This window comes from Trinickia camelliae (genome assembly GCF_053525655.1).
Map to the genome: position 1 here is coordinate 193,587 of NZ_JBCHAA010000015.1, position 19,187 is coordinate 212,773.

General features: G+C 62.3%; 17 protein-coding genes. 13 read left to right on the forward strand and 4 right to left on the reverse strand.

Annotated elements, in window-relative coordinates; translation table 11 throughout:
- The first annotated feature begins 44 nt into the window (after window positions 1-44).
- The 3 genes from AAHK20_RS24030 to AAHK20_RS24040 are packed head-to-tail and all read left to right on the forward strand — an operon-like array spanning window position 45 to window position 4,386.
- A complete protein-coding gene (locus AAHK20_RS24030; protein WP_449183999.1) occupies window positions 45-1,676 on the forward strand; it encodes an MFS transporter in 1,632 nt (543 codons plus the stop codon).
- A 26-nt stretch (window positions 1,677-1,702) separates the two neighbouring features.
- A complete protein-coding gene (locus AAHK20_RS24035; RefSeq protein WP_449184000.1) occupies window positions 1,703-2,779 on the forward strand; it encodes an HlyD family secretion protein in 1,077 nt (358 codons plus the stop codon).
- The gene (locus tag AAHK20_RS24040) at window positions 2,776-4,386 is read left to right on the forward strand and encodes an efflux transporter outer membrane subunit (RefSeq protein WP_449184001.1); all 1,611 of its coding nucleotides are present in this window, start codon (window positions 2,776-2,778) and stop codon (window positions 4,384-4,386) included. Before AAHK20_RS24035 ends, AAHK20_RS24040 begins: the two co-directional genes overlap by 4 nt.
- Here AAHK20_RS24040 and AAHK20_RS24045 read toward each other — a convergent pair.
- Window positions 4,367-5,251 carry a LysR family transcriptional regulator gene (locus tag AAHK20_RS24045; protein ID WP_449184045.1) on the reverse strand — a complete coding sequence of 295 codons (885 nt, stop codon included), beginning with the start codon at window positions 5,249-5,251 and terminating at the stop codon, window positions 4,367-4,369. The genes AAHK20_RS24040 and AAHK20_RS24045 overlap by 20 nt on opposite strands.
- Window positions 5,252-5,328: 77 nt before the next feature.
- Here AAHK20_RS24045 and AAHK20_RS24050 point away from each other — a divergent pair, with 77 nt between their 5' ends.
- The 4 genes from AAHK20_RS24050 to AAHK20_RS24065 all read left to right on the forward strand — a co-directional run bounded on the left by AAHK20_RS24050 (window position 5,329) and on the right by AAHK20_RS24065 (window position 8,996).
- Entirely contained in the window at window positions 5,329-6,630 is a 1,302-nt protein-coding gene (locus tag AAHK20_RS24050) for an aspartate aminotransferase family protein (protein ID WP_449184002.1), read from the forward strand.
- Window positions 6,631-6,786: 156 nt separating this feature from the next.
- Window positions 6,787-7,488, forward strand: a complete 702-nt coding sequence (locus AAHK20_RS24055) for a GNAT family N-acetyltransferase (RefSeq protein ID WP_449184003.1) — start codon at window positions 6,787-6,789, stop codon at window positions 7,486-7,488.
- A gap of 75 nt (window positions 7,489-7,563) precedes the next feature.
- Window positions 7,564-8,208: a DUF1326 domain-containing protein gene (locus AAHK20_RS24060; protein WP_449184004.1), complete on the forward strand. Its 645-nt coding sequence runs from the start codon at window positions 7,564-7,566 to the stop codon at window positions 8,206-8,208.
- Window positions 8,205-8,996 (forward strand): DUF2182 domain-containing protein, encoded by a 792-nt coding sequence (locus AAHK20_RS24065; RefSeq protein WP_449184005.1) that lies wholly within the window; start codon window positions 8,205-8,207, stop codon window positions 8,994-8,996. The genes AAHK20_RS24060 and AAHK20_RS24065 overlap by 4 nt, the downstream gene beginning before the upstream one ends.
- On the opposite strand, the gene AAHK20_RS24070 is transcribed toward AAHK20_RS24065, so the two are convergent.
- Window positions 8,980-9,921, reverse strand: coding sequence for a LysR family transcriptional regulator (locus AAHK20_RS24070; RefSeq protein ID WP_449184006.1), 942 nt, complete (start codon window positions 9,919-9,921; stop codon window positions 8,980-8,982). The two genes, AAHK20_RS24065 and AAHK20_RS24070, sit on opposite strands and share 17 nt — an antisense overlap.
- A 198-nt stretch (window positions 9,922-10,119) precedes the next feature.
- On the opposite strand from AAHK20_RS24070, the gene AAHK20_RS24075 reads away from it, so the two are divergent.
- The 4 genes from AAHK20_RS24075 to AAHK20_RS24090 all read left to right on the forward strand — a co-directional run bounded on the left by AAHK20_RS24075 (window position 10,120) and on the right by AAHK20_RS24090 (window position 14,763).
- Window positions 10,120-12,330 carry an FUSC family protein gene (locus tag AAHK20_RS24075; RefSeq protein WP_449184007.1) on the forward strand — a complete coding sequence of 737 codons (2,211 nt, stop codon included), beginning with the start codon at window positions 10,120-10,122 and terminating at the stop codon, window positions 12,328-12,330.
- A 134-nt stretch (window positions 12,331-12,464) separates the two neighbouring features.
- Window positions 12,465-12,686, forward strand: coding sequence for a hypothetical protein (locus AAHK20_RS24080; protein WP_449184008.1), 222 nt, complete (start codon window positions 12,465-12,467; stop codon window positions 12,684-12,686).
- Between the two features lie 118 nt (window positions 12,687-12,804).
- On the forward strand, window positions 12,805-14,322 hold the full coding sequence (gene scpC, locus AAHK20_RS24085; RefSeq protein WP_449184009.1) for a succinyl-CoA:acetate CoA-transferase ScpC: 1,518 nt from the start codon (window positions 12,805-12,807) through the stop codon (window positions 14,320-14,322).
- A 114-nt stretch (window positions 14,323-14,436) separates the two neighbouring features.
- Window positions 14,437-14,763: a DUF4148 domain-containing protein gene (locus tag AAHK20_RS24090; protein ID WP_449184010.1), complete on the forward strand. Its 327-nt coding sequence runs from the start codon at window positions 14,437-14,439 to the stop codon at window positions 14,761-14,763.
- 126 nt (window positions 14,764-14,889) lie between these two features.
- On the opposite strand, the gene AAHK20_RS24095 is transcribed toward AAHK20_RS24090, so the two are convergent.
- Window positions 14,890-16,044, reverse strand: coding sequence for a porin (locus tag AAHK20_RS24095; RefSeq protein WP_449184011.1), 1,155 nt, complete (start codon window positions 16,042-16,044; stop codon window positions 14,890-14,892).
- 182 nt (window positions 16,045-16,226) lie between these two features.
- Window positions 16,227-17,345: an alanine dehydrogenase gene (ald, locus tag AAHK20_RS24100; protein WP_449184012.1), complete on the reverse strand. Its 1,119-nt coding sequence runs from the start codon at window positions 17,343-17,345 to the stop codon at window positions 16,227-16,229.
- 419 nt (window positions 17,346-17,764) lie between these two features.
- Here ald and AAHK20_RS24105 point away from each other — a divergent pair, with 419 nt between their 5' ends.
- Together AAHK20_RS24105 and AAHK20_RS24110 are read left to right on the forward strand one after the other, a co-directional pair.
- On the forward strand, window positions 17,765-18,235 hold the full coding sequence (locus AAHK20_RS24105; protein ID WP_449184013.1) for a YaiI/YqxD family protein: 471 nt from the start codon (window positions 17,765-17,767) through the stop codon (window positions 18,233-18,235).
- 130 nt (window positions 18,236-18,365) lie between these two features.
- Window positions 18,366-19,082 (forward strand): hypothetical protein, encoded by a 717-nt coding sequence (locus AAHK20_RS24110; RefSeq protein ID WP_449184014.1) that lies wholly within the window; start codon window positions 18,366-18,368, stop codon window positions 19,080-19,082.
- Window positions 19,083-19,187: the final 105 nt, after the last annotated feature.

A 19,187-nucleotide genomic window follows, 5' to 3' on the forward strand; every position in this document is an offset into this window, starting at 1 on the left:
AATAGTTAGATTTCCTATCGAACACGAGTAGCAACGAGGTTCCCATGACCACCGTCGACCCTTTTTCCATTGGAGCGGAGCGACTGACCGTCGCGAAGGCGCCGGCGCCCGCTCCCGCGCCGAAGGCAGAGGCTCCCGTCCCGCCGACGCCACCGCAACAGCCCACCCTGACGCTGCGCCTCGCCACCGGCCTCGTCGGGATGCTGCTTGCCTCGCTCCTGGCCATTCTCAACGAGCAGGTCACGGCGCAAGCGATGGCGGACATTCAGGGTGCGTTCTCGATCGGTCATGACGATGGAACCTGGCTGACTGCTTTGTTCGAGGCAGCCAACGTGACGACGATGGTGTTTGCCCCCTGGTTCGGGATCACCTTCACCCTCAAGCGATTCACGATCGGCGCCGTGGTCGCGACGATGATCTTCGGGTTCCTTTGCCCCCTCGCGCCGAACCTGACCACGCTCGATGGGCTGCGCGTGTTGCAGGGAATCGCCGGCGGATGCCTGCCCCCGATGCTCATCATCGTGGCGCTGCGCTATCTCCCGCCCAAGGTGAAGCTCTACGGACTCGCCGGATACGCGCTCACCGCCACCTTCGGGCCGGCGCTCGGCACACCGCTCGCCGCGTTGTGGACCGAGTACGTCGGCTGGCAAATGGCCTTTTGGCAAATCGTGCCGCTGGGCCTCGTGAGCTGCATGGCGATTCAGTGGGGGCTGCCGAAAGATGCGCTCAAACTCGAACGGCTCGCGGCCTTCAATTGGACCGGGTTTCTGACGGGCTTTCCGGCCGTCGCCATGCTCGTGATCGGCCTTCTGCAAGGCGATCGTCTCGACTGGCTCGAATCCCCGTTCATTCGCGTGATGTTCGTGGGCGGCGCTCTGATGCTGGTGATGTTCCTCGTCAACGAGTGGTTTCATCCGCATCCCTTCTTCAAGCTGCAATTGCTCAAGCGCAGAAACTTCACGCACGGACTCACGACACTCGCAGGCGCCGTGATCTTGCTGGTCGGCGTGGCAGCGATACCCGGTCAATTTCTCGCCAACGTTCACGCCTACCGGCCGCTTCAAACGGCGCCCTTGTCGCTGCTGGTTGCAGCGCCGCTCTTGATCACGCTTCCGTTGACGGCGGCCCTGCTGAATTTGCGGCGCGTCGATCACCGGTGGGTCATGGCCATTGGCTTGAGCCTCATGATCGCCACGTGTGTGATGGGGAGCTTCATCACGTCCGAGTGGATTCGCGACAACTTCTATTGGCTTCAGTCGCTCCAGATCGTCGCGCAGCCGATGGTGATCCTCGGAATCCTGATGGGCGTGACGACGGGCCTGCCCCCGACGGAAGGCCCCTTTGCTTCAGCGATGTTCAACTCGCTCAAGACGTTTTCCGCAGCGGTGGCGACGGGTCTCATCGAAGGGGTGGGCACCGATCGCGAACGCCTGCATTCGAACATGCTCGTGGACCAATTAGGCAACCACGCGCTTGTGACGAGCCAAAGCCTCGACGCGGCCCACGGCGGCCTCGGCGAACTCGCACACCGGATCCACGAGCAAGCAGTGGTACTGACATCGGCGGATCTCTATTTAGTGATGGCGGGAGTCGCCGTCGCGCTTCTTCTCCTCGTGCCTCTGTTACCCGTGCGGATTTATCCGCCGTGGAGCACGACGCCTCCGTCTTCGCATTAAGTACTCAGCTCTAAGGGAACGCCATCATGTCAACCGCTGCTCGATCTCCTCTCAAACTCATTCCTGCGGCCGCCATCGCCGTCGCACTCGGTGTCGGCGCATGGGCTTATGCAAGCCTGTCAGGCAGCTCGAATACCGAATCCACGAACGATGCCTACGTCCAGGCCGATTTCACGCTCGTGGCGCCGCGCATCCCCGGCCAGATCTCCGAGGTCCTGGTCGACGACAACCAGTCGGTGAAAGCCGGGCAATTGCTGGTGCGTATCGACGACCGCGACTACAAGGCCGCATTGATGAGCGCGCAAGCGGACGTCGAAGCGGCCAAGGCGTCCGTCGCGAACTTCGACGCCGAGATCGCGCGGCAGCCTTCGCTCGTCGATCAGGCGCGCGCGACGCTCAAGTCCGACGATGCGTCGATCGCGTTTGCGCGCGACAACGCCGCGCGCTACCAGGATCTTTCGCAAACCGGCGCGGGAACGGCTCAGGAGCAACAGCGTGCGTCGAGCGCGCTCGCCGAGCAGCTCGCGCAGCAGGCCCACGACCAAGCCGTGCTGGAAGCGACCCAGCAGAACCTGAACGTGCTGAACACCGAGCGCGACAAGGCGGCCGGCGCGCTCGCACGCGCCGAGGCGGTGCTCAATCAAGCGCAGCTGAACCTCTCCTATACGGAGATTCGCGCACCGATCGACGGCAAGGTCGGACGGCGTTCCGCACGCGTTGGCGCCTACGTGACGCCCGGCGCGCCGGTTCTCGCGATCGTGCCGCTTTCCGAAGCCTATGTGGTCGCCAACTTCCAGGAGAACCAGATCACCAAGATGCGTCCCGGCGAAGCCGTGCGCATCAAGGTGGACAGCCTGCCTGGCGTGGTGATTCGCGGCCGGATCGATAGTCTCGCGCCCGCCACCGGTGTGAGCTTTGCGCCTATCGCACCCGACAACGCGACGGGCAACTTCACGAAGATCGTTCAACGCGTGCCGATCAAGATCGACATCGACAAGGGTCAAGAAGCGGCGTCTGCACTGAGCGTGGGACTTTCCGTGGAAACCGAAGTGGCCACCGGCCGACATGGCGATGCACGGGCCGAAGCAGGAGAGCAAAAATGAGTACGCACGACTTTACTTTGCGCGCCCTCCGCGCGTTGGCGTTGGAAATCCTGGCCTGCCTCGTGATCGCGGGCTGCACTGTGGGACCGAATTTCGTTCCGCCCACGACGACCCCGCCGCCGCAAGTCTTTGAACGCACCGACGCGGCGCAAGCACCGAGCAAGGCCACCGAAACCGAATTCAATTCCGATTGGTGGACGCTGTTCAACGATCCCACGTTGAACGCGCTCGAAAAGCAACTGGCCGATGCGAACCTCGATGTGGCCGCGGCATCGGCGCGCCTGCGCCAAAGCCGCGCCGGACAGCGCATCGCGGGGGCGGCTGAATTGCCCACGCTCGACGGCGCTGCATCGTACGACCGCGAGCGCGGCAGCCCGAACGGCATTCTGTCGCTGCTCGGCGTGCCCTCGCTCGACCCGCAATCGCAAAACGCTTCGGGGAAAACACCGCTTGGCGTGGCGCCGATTCCCGGCTCCAAAGGGTCGCCGGCCTACAACCTCTATCAAATGGGCTTCGATGCCTCTTGGGAACTCGATATCTGGGGCGGCGCTCGACGCGGTGTGGAAGAAGCGTCCGCCGACTCGGATGCTTCGTACGAAGATCGAAACGCCGTGCTGTTGTCTGCGCGCGCCGAACTCGCGAAGGACTATATCGACTTGCGCGACTCACAACAGCTGCTGGCCATCGCGAAACAAAACCTGGAGATCGCTCGCAATACCACGAAGCTCACGCAGATCCGCGAGCGTGATGGCGTGACGACGGATCTGGATGTGGCCAATGCTTCCGCGCAGGCGGCATCGATCGAAAGTCTGATTCCGACGCTCGAAACGCAATGCGAGACCAAGATCAACGCGATTGGCGTCCTGCTCGACGAGGAGCCGGGCACGCTCAAGCAAACACTCGGCGAGCCGCATGAGGTGCCCGAGTTGCCTGGACAGGTGCCCATCGGCTTTCCGTCCGAGCTCGCGGAACGCCGGCCCGATATCCGGCGAGCGGAGGCGCAATTGCATGCGGCTACGGCGTCGATCGGCGTGGCAAAGGCTGACTTTTATCCGCACATCTCGCTCAACGGCAGCGCGGGTATGCAGAGTCTTCAGCTCTCCAAGCTCGCCAGCTGGGCGTCGGGGCAGTTCGTTCTCGGGCCCTCGATCACGATGCCGATTTTCGAAGGCGGGCGTCTCAAGGGCACGCTGCAATTACGCGAGGCGCAACAACAGGAGGCCGCGATCGTCTATAAGCGCACCGTGCTCGAGGCTTGGCGCGAAGTGGACGATGCACTGGTCGCCTACGATGCCGAGCAGATGCGCCGCGACAAGCTGAAGGAGGTGGTGGCGCTGAACCAGCGCGCACTCGCGGTGGCGCAGCAGCGCTATAAGGATGGGGCAGGTGACTATCTCGACGTGCTGAACGTACAGAAGCAACTGCTCGATGGCCAGAGCAACCTCGAGCAAAGCCAGGCGACTGCTGCATCGAATCTGATCACGCTTTGCAAGGCGCTCGGGGGTGGGTGGGAGTCGACTTATGCGGCTCAAACGCCGCAAACAGACACGGGGGCTCAGCAAAGTCAGCCGGAACACGACGCGTCAATCACAGCAAAGGCAAACTGAGCCTGATGTGCTCCGCAAAGGCTGCGGTCAAAAGCGACGGACGCGCCCGCGCGAATTTCAAAGTGATGTCGACACTGGGCAACGGTGGAAGCCCAGGGTCGGCATTGAGCACCTGCAGATCCGCAGGCACGGCAGTTTGCGTGAGAACGGCGAAAGCCTGCCCCGAACGCACCAGCGCGGTGAGCCCCGAAAGACTGCTGCTCGCATACGCGATGCGATAGGCGCGGCCCGCGCGTTGCAGCGCGTCGCAGGCCGCGAGGTGATCGAGCGTGTCCGGATCGGAAAGCGCGAGCGGCAACGGATCGAAGTGCGCCGAATCCAGCCCGGGATAGCCGACCCAAACCAACTGCTCGCGGCGGATCACATCGTCGCTCGCGCTGCCTTCGGGCAACGAGATCATCGCAAGATCCACAGCACGCTTTTCCAGTTGCTCGATAAGCCGTGGCGTGGGCCCGCAAACGACTTCCACGAGCGCATGCGGGTGCTGGCTCGAGAACTGCCGCAGCAACGAAGGAAGGAACACGGCGGCGTAGTCGTCCGGACAGCCGAAGCGGATGCTCCCCGACAGCCCCTTGCCGCACAGATCGGCCATCGCCTCGTCGTGCACGCGCAAAATGCGTTGGGCGTGAATCAACAGACGTTCGCCGGGACTCGTCAGCACCACGCCGCGACCGGTGCGTTGGAACAGCGGCTGATCGACGATTTCCTCGAGCCGCTTCATCTGCTGACTCAGCGCGGACTGGGTCCGGCCGATGCGATGGGCCGCGCGGCTGAGCGCCCGCACCTCGGCGATGACGGCGAACGAACGCAGCAGATCGATTTCCAGTGAAAGACTCAAGGTATTAGCTCCGCTTCTATCTTCGATAAGAACTATTCGATTCTATAAAAGCAGAGCGCCGTCTAGACTGCAAGTCATCCCCACCACCCGCCAGGAGACGCAACGTGTCCCGGAACAACGACGCAACCTTTTGGCACAACGCCAAACAGCACCTCATCCGGTACGGCGGCACGTTCGAGCCGATGATCATCGAGCGCGCCCAGGGCAGCTTCGTCTACGACGCGGATGGCCGCGCGATCCTCGATTTCACCTCGGGGCAGATGAGCGCGGTGCTCGGGCACAGCCACCCCGAAATCGTCTCGGTCATCAGCGAATATGCGGGCAAGCTGGACCACCTTTTCAGCGGGATGCTCTCGCGCCCCGTGGTCGACCTGGCGACCCGCTTGGCCGACATCACGCCTGACGGGCTCGACCGCGCGCTGTTGCTCAGCACCGGAGCGGAATCGAACGAGGCCGCCATCCGGATGGCGAAGCTCGTCACCGGCAAATACGAAATCGTCGGTTTTGCGCAGTCCTGGCACGGCATGACGGGGGCGGCGGCGTCCGCGACCTATAGCGCCGGACGCAAGGGTGTCGGCCCCGCTGCTGTCGGCTCGTTCGCGATCCCCGCCCCGTTCCTGTACCGGCCACGATTCGAGCGCAATGGCGAATACGACTACTTGGCGGAGCTGGACTACGCGTTCGATCTCATCGATCGTCAATCGAACGGCAACCTCGCCGCGTTTATCGCGGAGCCGATCCTCAGCTCCGGCGGGATCATCGAACTCCCGCCAGGCTACATGGCCGCGCTCAAGCGCAAATGCGAGGAGCGCGGCATGTTGCTGATCCTCGATGAAGCGCAAACCGGCGTCGGACGCACCGGCACGATGTTCGCGTGCCAGCGCGACGGCGTCACGCCCGACATGCTCACGCTGTCGAAGACGCTCGGCGCCGGCTTGCCGCTCGCGGCCCTCGTCACGTCCGCGCAGATCGAGGAGAAGGCTCATGAACTGGGCTATCTGTTCTACACGACCCACGTGTCCGATCCGCTTCCTGCCGCCGTCGGTTTGCGGGTGCTCGATGTCGTGGAGCGCGAGGGGCTGGTGGCGCGCGCGAACGTGATGGGCGAGCGGCTCAAGCGCGGCTTGCTGGATTTGATGGAGCGCTTCGAGTGCATCGGCGACGTTCGCGGACGCGGGCTGCTGCTGGGCGTGGAGATCGTCAAGGATCGCCGCACGAAAGAGCCTGCGGATGGGCTGGGCGCGAAGATCACCCGCGAATGCATGAATCTGGGGCTCAGCATGAATATCGTGCAGTTGCCCGGCATGGGCGGGGTGTTTCGGATTGCGCCGCCGTTGAACGTGCGCGAGGAGGAGATCGAACTGGGGCTCGAGTTGCTTGGGCAGGCGATTCAACGGTCGCTGTAGGCGCCGGTGAATGGCGTTGACGCGCAATGTCGTCGAGTCGTCATGGCGTAAATGCCGTCAAAATTGACATTTATCGCCATGGCGCAGCGGGGATGGAGCACGTACATTACTCGTCCACGATAACCCGCGGACGTCGCGCAAGCGCAAGGAATCAGCATGGCTCAGCCCTCTCGACATATTCTGGACACTCCCGCCTGGTCGGCCTTGGCGACCCGGCACGCGCACCTGCGGCAAGGCGGTTCATTGGCTCGCCGCTATCATCCGGAAGTCGCTCCGTTCGCGGCCGTGGCGTCGGACACACCGGCCGCCTGGCAAGCGTTGCACGAGCTTCTGCGGCCCGGCGAGCAGGTGGCGTTCGTGACGCCCGATCCCATCGAACCGTCCCAGGGACTGCAAGCCGAGCAGATCGGCGTACTCCATCAAATGGTGGCCACGACTCGCGCGCCGGACGACACGCAGGATGCCGACGTGCTCCGCCTGAGCCACCTCGACGCGCAAGACATGCTCGACCTCGCCACCCGGACCAAACCGGGGCCTTTTTCCAAGCGCACGCACGAGACGGGCAACTACATCGGCATCCGCGATCAGGGGCGGCTCATCGCGATGGCGGGCGAGCGCATGCTCATCGATGGCTATGTCGAGATCAGCGCGGTTTGCGTGGATAGCGAGTATCGCGGCAAGGGCCTTGCGGGCCGATTGATGAATATCGTGCGCAGAGGGATCGAGGCACGCGGGGACACGCCGTTCCTGCACGTCATCAGCAGCAATCACGGCGCGATCGGATTGTACGAGCGACTTGGGTTCGAACTTAGACAGGCGTTTCACCTCAACATCGTCAAGCGCACGGATATCGGCTGAATTTGACTTCCCTCCCCCCTGCCATAGACTAGATTCGAAGCACCCTAATTGTCGTGGAGCACAAGGAGAACAACCATGACTCCCTGGGAAATTGAAGGCACTGAGCTGATCAACTGCAATTGCTCATACGGTTGCCCGTGCCAATTCAACGCGCTGCCGAACAACGGTTTCTGCGAAGCGATGGGCGCCATCGCGATCAGCAACGGCTGCTACGGCGATGTGCGACTCGACGGCGTCAACATCGCGGTCGTGTTTCAGTGGCCGGGACCGATCCACGAAGGCAAGGGCAAGTGCCAGCCGATCGTCGACGAACGGGCCAGCGCGGAGCAACGCGAAGCCATTCTGAAAATCATGACGGGGCAGGACACCGAGCCGTTCGCCACGATGTTCTCCGTGTTCGCGTCGACGCTCGAGCAGGCATTCGATCCGATCTTCACGAAGATCGACTTCGATGTCGATGTCGATGCCAGACGCGGCCGGATTCATGTCGAGGGCGTATTCGACACCGTCGGCGAACCGATCCGCAATCCGGTGACGGGCGTCGAACATCGCGTTCGAATCGACTTGCCGCACGGTTTCGAATACGAGCTTGCCGAAATCGGTTCCGGCACCAGCCGCTCGCAAGGCAACATTGCACTGGATCTCAAGGGGTCTTACGCGCAGTTCGCGCGGCTGCACTTGAACAACAAAGGACTGATCCGGCATCGCGCTGCCGCATGAGCAGCATCGAGAATATCCTCGGACGTGAGCGCGTCATCTCCGCGCTCGGCATCGTCGCGGTCGTCGCGTTGTCGTGGGCCTACTTGTGGGCGGGCGCCGGAATGGGCATGTCCGCACTCGAGATGACGGCCGTCGCGCTGTTCCCGCATCGACTGGCAGACGGCGGCGGGGGCATGGATCCGTCGCTGCCGACCGTGATCCTCATGTGGTGGGTGATGATGATCGCGATGATGACGCCCAGCGCGACACCGCTCGTCCTGCTGTATCGGCGCGTATTGCGCCACCACGACGCAATCGAGGGCAAATCGGCCATCCCGACGTTGTTTCTCCTGGCCGGGTACCTGACGGCATGGCTGGCATTCTCGATCTGCGCGGCATCGCTGCAGAAGGTGCTGCAACCGACCGGCCTCATTTCGGCAATGATGTTGTGGTCGAAGAGCGCGCCCCTTTCCGCGATCGTTCTGGCCGCGGCGGGCGTCTATCAGTTCTCGCCGCTCAAGCACGCGTGTCTGTCGCAGTGCCGTTCACCCGTGAATTTCCTTATCGCGCACTGGCGTCCCGGCGTCGCGGGCAGCTTCCTGCTTGGGATGCGTCATGGCATCTACTGCGTGGGCTGCTGTTGGCTGCTGATGGCGTTGTTGTTTGTCGGCGGCATCATGAATCTCGTCTGGATCGCCGCGCTGTCGCTCATCGTGTTCGTGGAAAAAATCCTCCCCGGAGGCGAGCGTGCCGGCCGCGTGCTGGGAGTCGTGCTGATCGCGTGGGCAGGCGTCACCCTGCTGGTGTGATCTCGCCCAGCAATGCGACGTCGCGGGCAATCACCTGCGGCAGGTGCGTCCGCAGAAACTCGACCCACGTCCTCGTTTTCGCATCGACGAACTTGCGCGACGGATACAGGGCATAAACATTCATCCGCTGCAGCGTGTATTCCGGCAGCACGCGCACGAGCGATCCGTTCTGCAGTCCGTTGATGGCTGCATACAACGGCAGGATCCCGATCCCCATGCCTTCGCGAATGGCCACGATCAGCGATTCGGCGATATTCACCTGAACAGGACCGCTGACTTCCAGCATTTCGCTGCCGTTCGGGCCATCGAGCGTCCACTCGCTGGTCGGAAAAGCCGGCGTTTTGAGCAACAGGCAGTCTTGACGTAAGAGATCGGCAGGCGTCTTCGGCGCTTCGTGCCCATGAAGGTAAGCGGGTGACGCGCACAGAATGCTGAACGTCGTCCCAAGCAGAAAAGAGACGAGCTCGGAATCAGGCAACGTCGCTGACGCGCCCACCACCGCGACATCCGCGCTCCCCTCGAACAGATCAGGCATCTGCTGCGACAGCGTGAGCTCGACCGCAACCTCGGGATACATCGCGCGGTACCGCGAAATCGCGGGCAGCACGTAGTGCTGCCCGATGCTCGCAAAACTATACATGCGCAGAACGCCTGACGGCCGCTCGTGGGCGCCGCTCGCTTCCTCTTCAGCGTTATCGACATCGGCAAGAATCTGCTGGCATCGCTTCAGATATCGCTCGCCGGCATCCGTCAACGCCAGCCGTCGCGTCGATCGATTAAGCAGGCGGGTCCGCAGATGTGTTTCGAGTTCTGAAACCGCACGTGACATCGCACCCGTCGACGAATCGAACGATTGCGCCGCGCCCGTGAAGCTGCCCGCTTCCACGACACGTACGAACACCCGCATGTTCTGTAGGGTATCCATTAATTCTTCTTGCTCGTTATCAAAGCGTTATTGTCCGCCTGTCGCGAACCGCCATTGTTGAGAGATCTGGAAAGGACGCTTCCGACTCCTCCCCTTAATTCACGCATCGCGCGCTCCTACAATCGGCGCCTTCACGGAAGGCATGTGGCTATCCAGCTACCGCATTCCTCGGACCATAGTCAACCGCAGTCTCAATCGATGAAACGCCAGTATGCGACGAAGCAAGCGTCGTCCGATACGTCTTTTGGACGTTCCGCGCTCGGACGGTCCGCGCTCATGTTGCAATCGGTGACGTGGCGCGCGATCGTCGACGCGAGTGAAAACTGGGCGGCCACCGATGGCCTCATCTGGCTCCATCTCGTCAAGACCGTGACGGCGGCACTGCTGGCGCTAGGCATCGCCATGCTGCTTGAACTGCAGCAGCCGCGCACGGCAATGACGACCGTTTTCGTCCTGATGCAGCCCTTCAGCGGGATGGTGCTCGCGAAGAGCTTCTATCGGATTGCCGGCACGCTGGCCGGGATGCTGGCCGCGTTGCTGCTCGGCGCGTTGTTCGCGCAGCAGCCCGAGCTTTATATGCTCGGCATCACGGTCTGGATGGGCGCTTGTGTGGCGGCCGCGGTCCGGTATCGGCATTTTCGGTGGTACGGTTTCGTGCTGGCTGGCTACACGGCTGCGTTGATCGGCATTCCGAGCGTGATGGAGCCGAACGGCCTGTTCCTCGCCGCGCTGACGCGCGCGGCGGAAGTGGCGGTCGGCATCCTCTGCTCAGCTGCGGTCAGCGCGTTGATCGCGCCACGCCGATCCAGCCTGGCGTTGCAAAACGCGCTGCAAACGAGACATCTCGACTTTACTGGCTTCGCCGTGCGAGTGCTGGACGGGGCGGTCGAACGGGGCACATCGGAGCGCTTTTTCGCGGGTCTCGTCGATGAAGTGGTGGGCTTCGAGGCGACACGCGCGTTTGCCGCCTTCGAGGACCCCGGCATGCGTTCGCGCAGCCAGGTGCTTGCACGGTTGAACCACGAGTTCATGGACGTCTGCGCGCGCCTGCATGCGTTGCATCAGTTGAAGAAGCGTCTGCGCAATAGCCGGTCGGCGCTCGTTGTGCAATCGATTGAGCCATATTTTCACGAGCTTTCTCGATTGCTTGGCGCAGACAAGGAACGACGCTTCATTTCCGCCGATGCGGCCCGCGTCGCGATGAGACTCAAGCGCTTCCAGTCGACGCTGCCCGCGAGAATGCGCGCCACGCGGGGTCCGCTGGAATCGAGCGAGCCGCAATGTTTGCCGGACTACGACACAGCGGGCGAGTTGCTGCATCGCTTCGTGGTCGAGTTCATTCGATACATCGATACGTATGCGTCGCTGGAAAACAATCACAATCCGGCGCGCGAACGCACGCCCGTGCGGTACGTCAGCCGGACCAACGGGTTCGTCGTCGCCTGCACGTTCGCGCGCACGGCGGCTGTCGTCGGCGCCGTCAGCTGGTTCTGGATCGCGACGGACTGGCCGAGCGGCGGCATGGCCGTGATCGGCGCGGCGCTGACTTGCGCGCTGACGTCGTCCGCGCCGAATCCCGTCAAGCTCGCCTTGCAGATGGCCATCGGCGCAGCGTGCGCGGTGATCGCCGGCTATCTCGTCACGTGCTACGTCTATCCGGCCATCGACGGTTTTCCCCTGCTCTGCGCGACGCTCGCGCCCGTGCTCGCTGCGGGCGTCTTCTTGGCGTCGCGAACGAAAACCGCCGGATACGGCGTCGGCTTCACCGTCTTCTTCTGTCTGCTCGCCGCGCCTGACAACGTCGTCGCTTACGCGCCGGATCTGCTGATCAACAACGGCATGGCGATTGTCGTATCGATGCTCACGGCGACGGCCGGCGCCGCAATCGTCTTTCCCGTGCAGATGCCGTGGCTGATCACACGCATCGAGGGCGACCTGCGCAGTCAGGTCACCCTCGCCTGCACGGCGCCGCTGGCAGGGCTCGCGCAGCGCTTTCAGTCGAGCACGCACGATCTGATGCACCAACTGCGCATGTTGTTGCCCAAGCGGTCGCGACGGCATCGCCACGCGCTCAGGTGGATGCTCGCGACACTCGAAGTCGGTCACGCCCTCATCGACCTGCGCGGCGAAGCCGAGCGCGCTGCGTACGCCCCGCAACTGCATTCACAGTGGAAGCCTTCGCTCGAACGCGTCACGCGCGACCTCGCGGCGCTCTTCGAGCAGCCTGACAAGGCCCGCGTGGAACTCGCTCGGAGTTCGGTGCGCGCGGCGACGCGTGACGTGCAGCAGGTGTTGGAGGCCGTTCACAGTGACCGTGACAAGCGGCACGACCAGCAACGCATCCTCTGTTGCCTGCATTTCATCCGCACGGCGCTGCTCGATAAAGACGCACCCTTCGACGCGCGTTGAGTCCACCCGCAGCGAAACGATCTTGCTGCAATTTGGAAGAATGCCTTCCGCCTACCCCTCTTAATCCCCGCCGACCCCAGTCCTATAGTTGGATCACTGCCTCCGCAGTCATCGAAACAACTGGAGAGATTGTCATGAAAGCGCTGAAGTTGGTCCTGATCGCCTGTTCCTTGTCGGCTGCTGCCCTCGCGCATGCGCAAACAGCGCCGGCGAGCGATAACGCGCAACAGGCTACCCAGGCAAATGCACCGCGCGTCGAGCAACCGGCAGCGCAGCGTCCCGCGCCGAAGCCGGCAAAGAAAGCTGACGACTGTGTCGGCCCCAACGGCTTCTGCGTGATGTATTTCGGTAGCTAAACCGAGTGGCATCACGTAGTACCCGCAACAGAGCATAAAGCGGCAGCCGGACGACACACACGAACAACAAGATGAGCGCGCCGGCTGCCATGAGCGTGGCAATGGAGAGACATTCATCGTGTACGAAGACCGGATTCGCTGTGCCGCATTGCGCGGCAAGATCGTGTCGGCGGCGCAGGCAGCGTTGCTGATCGACAATGGGATGCGCGTGGGCGCGAGCGGTTTCACACGCGCTGGCGACGCGAAGGCCGTGCCCGTCGCACTGGCCGAGCGTGCACGCAACGAAGGCAAGCCACTGCGTATCACGCTGATGACGGGCGCATCGCTTGGTCACGGCGTCGACAGCGTGTTGACGGATGCCGGCGTGCTTGCGCGCCGCTTGCCGTTTCAGGTCGACAGCACGTTGCGCCGCGCGATCAATCGCGGCGAAGTGATGTTCGTCGACCAGCATCTGTCCGAGACCGTCGAGATGCTGCGCGCAGGTCAGCTCGGCAAGCTGGACGTCGCGATCATCGAAGCCGTCGCGATCACGGAAACAGGCGCCATCGTGCCCTCGACCTCGGTCGGCAATTCGGCGAGCTTCGCCATTCTCGCGGACAAGGTCATCGTCGAAATCAATCTGGCCCAACCGCTCGCGTTTGAAGGCCTGCACGACATCTGGATTCCCGGACGCCGCCCGCATCGCGATCCGCTGCCGATCGTGCGCCCGAGCGACCGCGTCGGCACGACCGCCATCGAGATTCCGCCCGAAAAAATCGCCGCCATCGTCATCACCAACACATCCGACAGCCCGTCGACCGTGTTGCCCGCTGACGAAGACACGGCGCGCATCGCCGGTCATCTGATCGACTTTTTACAGCATGAGGTGTCGCTTGGACGCATGCCGTCTCCCTTGCCGCCGCTGCAAGCCGGTATCGGCACGATCGCGAATGCGGTACTGGCCGGCTTCGTCGAGTCGCCGTTCGAGCCGTTTTCGATCTACTCGGAAGTCCTGCAGGATTCGACCTTCGATTTGATGGACATGGGCAAGGTCACGTTCGCGTCGGGCGCGTCGATTACATTGTCCGAAAAGCGCCAGGCGCAGGTGCTCGGCGATCTTGCGCGCTATCGCGACCGGCTCGTGCTGCGTCCTCAGGAAGTCAGCAACCATCCGGAAGTGATTCGCCGCCTTGGCCTGATCGCGCTGAACACGGCGCTCGAGTTCGACATCTACGGCAACGTGAATTCGACGCATGTCGGCGGCACGCACATGATGAACGGCATCGGCGGTTCGGGTGATTTCGCGCGCAACGCGTCGTGCGCGATCTTCGCGACAAAGTCGATCGCTAAGGACGGCGCGATCTCGAGCGTCGTGCCGATGGTGCCGCACGTCGATCATAACGAGCATGACGTCGATATCGTCGTGACGGAAATCGGTCTCGCAGACCTGCGCGGACTCGCGCCGCGTGAGCGCGCCTCGCTGATCATCGACAAGTGCGTGCATCCGCTCTATCGCGATCTGCTGCGCGACTACTATCGCGATGCGCTGCGCTTTGGCGGTCAGACGCCGCACGTGCTGCGCGAAGCGTTCGCTTGGCACGCGCGGTTTCAGGAAACCGGAACAATGCTGCCGGGCCAAACGGTCAAGGCAAGTTGATTCCTTTGCACTTCGAAAGGATCCCTTCGGCGCTACCCTCTTAATCATCCGCTTTGGACCTCTTAGACTGTGTTCACTGGCTGCCGAAATTAAGCCGCCATACATCGCAACCTAATGGAGTCCAATATCATGCAATCCGCAATTCGAGCCGTTGTCGTCGCCACGGCCTTAATCGTTCCGGCCATCTCGTTCGCTCAATCGAATAGTCCTGTCACCCGCGCTCAGGTTCGCGCGGAACTCGTTCAACTCGAGCAGGCGGGCTGGCGCCCGAGCGCAGGCGCAGATCCGCATTACCCTGAGGACCTCTTGGCGGCCGAAGCGAAGGTCGCTGCTACGAACGCACAAGCAAGCGGTTATGGCGGTGCGGCACCTGGCACATCGCAGGCGGGCCGTCCGGCTGTATCGAAGAACGATTGGAATGCGATGTACTCCCACCCGTAATCTGCCTATAGCGCGCCGCCCGCGCCTTTCACGCGTGGCGGCGCGCGTGCTCATTGGGCCGTTTAGCTAAATGCCCGACCTGCCCCTTCGGGACAAGTCGGGCATCAGAAGCGCGCCCGGGGGAAATCAGAACCGCGTGCGCATGCCGATAGTGCCTACGACCTGATTAGCCGTTGACGAGGCCCCGCCCGAGGTCGGCAGAAAGGCGACGTAGCCGTGTCCCGTCGCGTGTTGGTACATCGCTTCGAGATAGACGTCGGTGCGCAGCGATAGCGAATAGACCGTCTGGAAATCGACGGTGTTCCACTTGGGGTCCGCGCCGAAAGTCGTCGTGCCGTCGACGTGGCCGTCCGTGTAGGTGTAAGCGACCCCGACTGACAAATCCGGCAATACGCTGTACTTACTGTTCACTTCATAGTTGTTGAAGCTTACGTTGCCGCCTTGTGCGCCGAACGAGGTCGAATTTTCGAATTCGCTATGCGTGTACACGAAAGCGACCTTCGCTGGACCGAACGTATAGCCAAGACCGCCGCCAGCCACGCGTTGCGAGCCTGCGCCCAAAACAAAGCCCCCATCGGCCCCCTTGAACGTCGTCTCGGCCGTATCGACCGCTCCCGATCCCGTAGTGCCCGCATTCGCGCCATTCGAGCCGTTGATTTGCAGATAACCCGCCGCCACGTTCAGCGGACCATAGTTGTAGCTCGCACCCACGCTGTATGCACGGTTATTCGAGAAGTTATTGTTGTTCGAGAGCGCGTACAGACCGCCGAACTTGAACCCCGCATAGTTGTTGCTCGTGTACTTGACCGCATTGCTCATGCGCATCGAGTGGTTCAGGTTGTCATTGTCGAACGGGTGGGCGAAGCCGGTATCGCCGAACGTGCCCGAGGTACCCGACAGGGGTGACACGAAGTCGACTAGCGAATCGTACTGGCGGCCGAGCGTCAGCGTGCCGAACTGAGCGCTGCTAAGGCCCACGTAGGCTTGTCGACCGAACAGGCGACCGTCTTGGCCCAACTTGCCGTTCTGCGCGTTGAAGCCGTTCTCGAGCACGTACACCGCCTTGAGGCCGCCCCCGAGGTCCTCCGAGCCGCGCAGGCCGAAACGGCTGCCGCTGATGTTGCCGCTCGTTGCCTGCCAAAGCGAATGACCGCCGACATTGTTCGAATACATCAGGCCCGCGTCGATTAATCCGTACAACGTCACGGAACTCTGTGCATGCGCCGCAGATGCCGCGGCAAGCAAGCCGAGCGTAGAGAATGCAAAGCGATACTTCTTCACGTCTTAACTCCGGGTGTGGGTAGCTGAACGAAACGATCGGCGCAGTGTATGCAGCGACCGCCCAATAGCCAACACGCATCCGGGATAGGACCTTTCTTGAATTCGACTTAATCTGTCAACGTCGTGTCATAGAGACGAAGCGCGGCCGGATAAACCGCCCGCGCTTCGTCTCCATGTTTCCACTATTCAGCAGCAATGGCGCCTGCGTCCTCGCAGGTGTAGCCCAATGCTTCGGCAACCTCGGGACAGGTCACCTTGCCGAACGCGACATTCAGGCCACGACGCAGATGTTCGTCATCGGTCAGCGCCTTGCGCCAGCCCTGGTCGGCGATTTGCAGGACAAAGGGCAGCGTCGCGTTGTTCAACGCGTAAGTGGACGTGCGCGGCACACCGCCAGGCATGTTGGCGACACAGTAGTGCACGACTTCGCCGACCTTGTACGTGGGGTCCGCGTGAGTCGTAGGCTTCGCCGTTTCGCAGCATCCCCCCTGGTCGATCGCGACATCGACGATGACGGAGCCCGGGCTCATCGCCTCCACCATCTTGCGCGTGATGAGTTTGGGCGCAGCGGCGCCCGGCACGAGCACACCGCCGATCACGAGGTCGGCATCGAGCACGTGGCGTTCGATATTGTCCTGATTCGAATACACGGTGATCACGCGTGCGCCCAGCAGCCGGTCCATGCGACGCAGCGCATCGACATTGCGGTCGATCACGACGACCTGCGCACCCGTGCCGACAGCCATCTGCGCGGCATTGCTGCCGACCACGCCCGCGCCAAGGATCACGATCTTCGCGGGGGGCACGCCCGCCACGCCGCCAAGCAGCATGCCCTTGCCGCCGTGCGCGCGTTCCAGGCTGTACGCGCCCGCCTGAATCGACATGCGGCCCGCAACCTCGGACATCGGCGCAAGCAGCGGCAGTCCGCCGCCCCGTTGCGTGACGGTCTCGTAGGCGATACAGACCGCGTTGCTTCGGACGAGATCGGCGCACTGCTCCGGGTCCGGCGCGAGGTGCAGATAGGTGAACAGAATTTGTCCTCGGCGCAGCAGCGCACGCTCGGGCGCCTGTGGCTCTTTCACTTTGACGATCATGTCGGCAGCGGCGAATACCGCTTCGGCGGTAGGCACAACCTTCGCACCCGCGGCCCGGTACGCGTCATCCGTTGCACCGATGCCTGCGCCCGCGCCTGTTTCGACGTCCACGCTGTGTCCGTGCGCGACGATCTCACGCACGGAAGACGGCGTGAGACCGACGCGATACTCGTGGTTCTTGATCTCCTTTGGAACACCGATGTGCATATTGCCTCCTGTATGGGACTGCCGGTCTGCTTCGAAATGTTCTTATTCGTTCTTATTCGTCAGACGCTCAGCACGATCGGCGAGCATCGGAACGGGAGGCATGCGGAAATCGAGCGTGACGTAGACGCTATATCGGGTTATGCGCAGTGATTTACTTAATACTATCGGCGGTATGGCAGCAGTTGTTAATGTAATTTCGATCGATTTTGGTTAAAGCAACTGAAAAAGGCGATGTGTATTCATCGCCTTGCATCGCAGGCTTGAGGGTTTATACTGAGTTTCGTCTCCTCCATGTCTCCCATTGATATGGATTTAGCCCGCCGCAGTGCGGGCTTTTTCTTTTGACTATCGACTCGCCATACGTCGCCGAACGCGCGAGCGTTAATATGACTGCCCCTTTCGCTATCGGAGATACGGCAATGCAAGTGCTGGTTGATGCAGACGCGTGTCCAGTTGTCGTCAAGGAGATGTTGTTTCGAGCCGCGCGGCGCGTCGAAATCTGCGTCACGCTGGTCGCGAATCAGTATTTGCGAACGCCACCTTCCCCCTTTATCAAAGCGCTGCAAGTGCCGGCAGGTTTTGACGCTGCGGATAACCGCATCGTCGAGCTGGTCCAGGACGGCGATCTCGTGATTACGGCGGACATCCCTCTGGCCGCCGCGGCCCTCCACAAGGGCGCGCATGTGCTCGATCCGCGCGGAATCTGGTTTAGCCGTGAAAATATCCAGGAGCGTCTTACGATGCGCGATGTGATGGATCAGTTGCGCAGTTCAGGCGTCGAGACGGGCGGCCCCACACCCTACTCTCCAAACGACAGTAAAACGTTCGCGGGACAATTGGACCGCTTCCTCGCACGTCATCGCACCACGCCACGGCAGGCGGATTCATAAGGACTGCACATACGCTACGTGCCGTATGACACGAACGGTTTTCGGCCATGGAGCCTAAAATCAAATCGTCATGCCGGTCCCTTAGCGTAGAACCGGTCGCTTTATCCCTTTCCACGGATCGCAGGCAACCATGAGCACTCACGATGCACGGTTCGTCCGGCCGGCGCTGACGACGCTTTGCGTGGTTTCCTGCGCAGCGCTCGTCGCGTGCGGCGGCACCGTCTGTGTCAGTTCCGATGGCGGCGGCTGCGGCGGCGGAAACGAACCGCCAAACGTCACCGTCTCCGGCACCGCCGCCACCGGCAAGGCACTCGCCAGCGCAAGCGTCAACTTCAGCTGTGTGCAGGGGTCGGGCGGCGCCCTGTCGGACGGCGGCGGACGCTACAGCGCCACGTTCAACGCCGCGCTCCCCTGCATCATCACCGTCACCTCCGGCGGCACGACCCTGCATTCGGTCGCATTCGCCGGCGGCACATTCAACACGACGCCTGAAACCGAGCTGATACTCGTCTACCTCGCTTCGCAACTCGGCACGAGCGAGGCCGGTCTGATCGCGGGCTTCCCGAGCAACGCGCTGTTCCAGCAGGTGCTGGCAAACCAGAACGATGTACTGTCTGCGCAATCGGCAGTCGTCGCGAATCTGCAGCAACACTACGCGGTGACGCTGAGCACACCGGCGTTTCTGACGACACCGTTTGTCGTCGGGCAAAGCGGCGTCGACAGTGACCTCGGCTTGCTGGCGACAGCAGGCGCCATCGACTCCAACGGCTTGCCCGATCCCGCTGCGGTCTCGCTGCTGGCTGCGGCAGGTCAAGCGCATCCAGTCGCGGCGGCCGCCCTGCCTTGAGAATGTGCGCGACAGGAGGTTGCCCTTTCAACATCCGTAGACGGCAATCGTTCTATCTCCGTTGCGGTGATAAAACCGGCAACCTATTCTTGGAGAGAGGCGAAC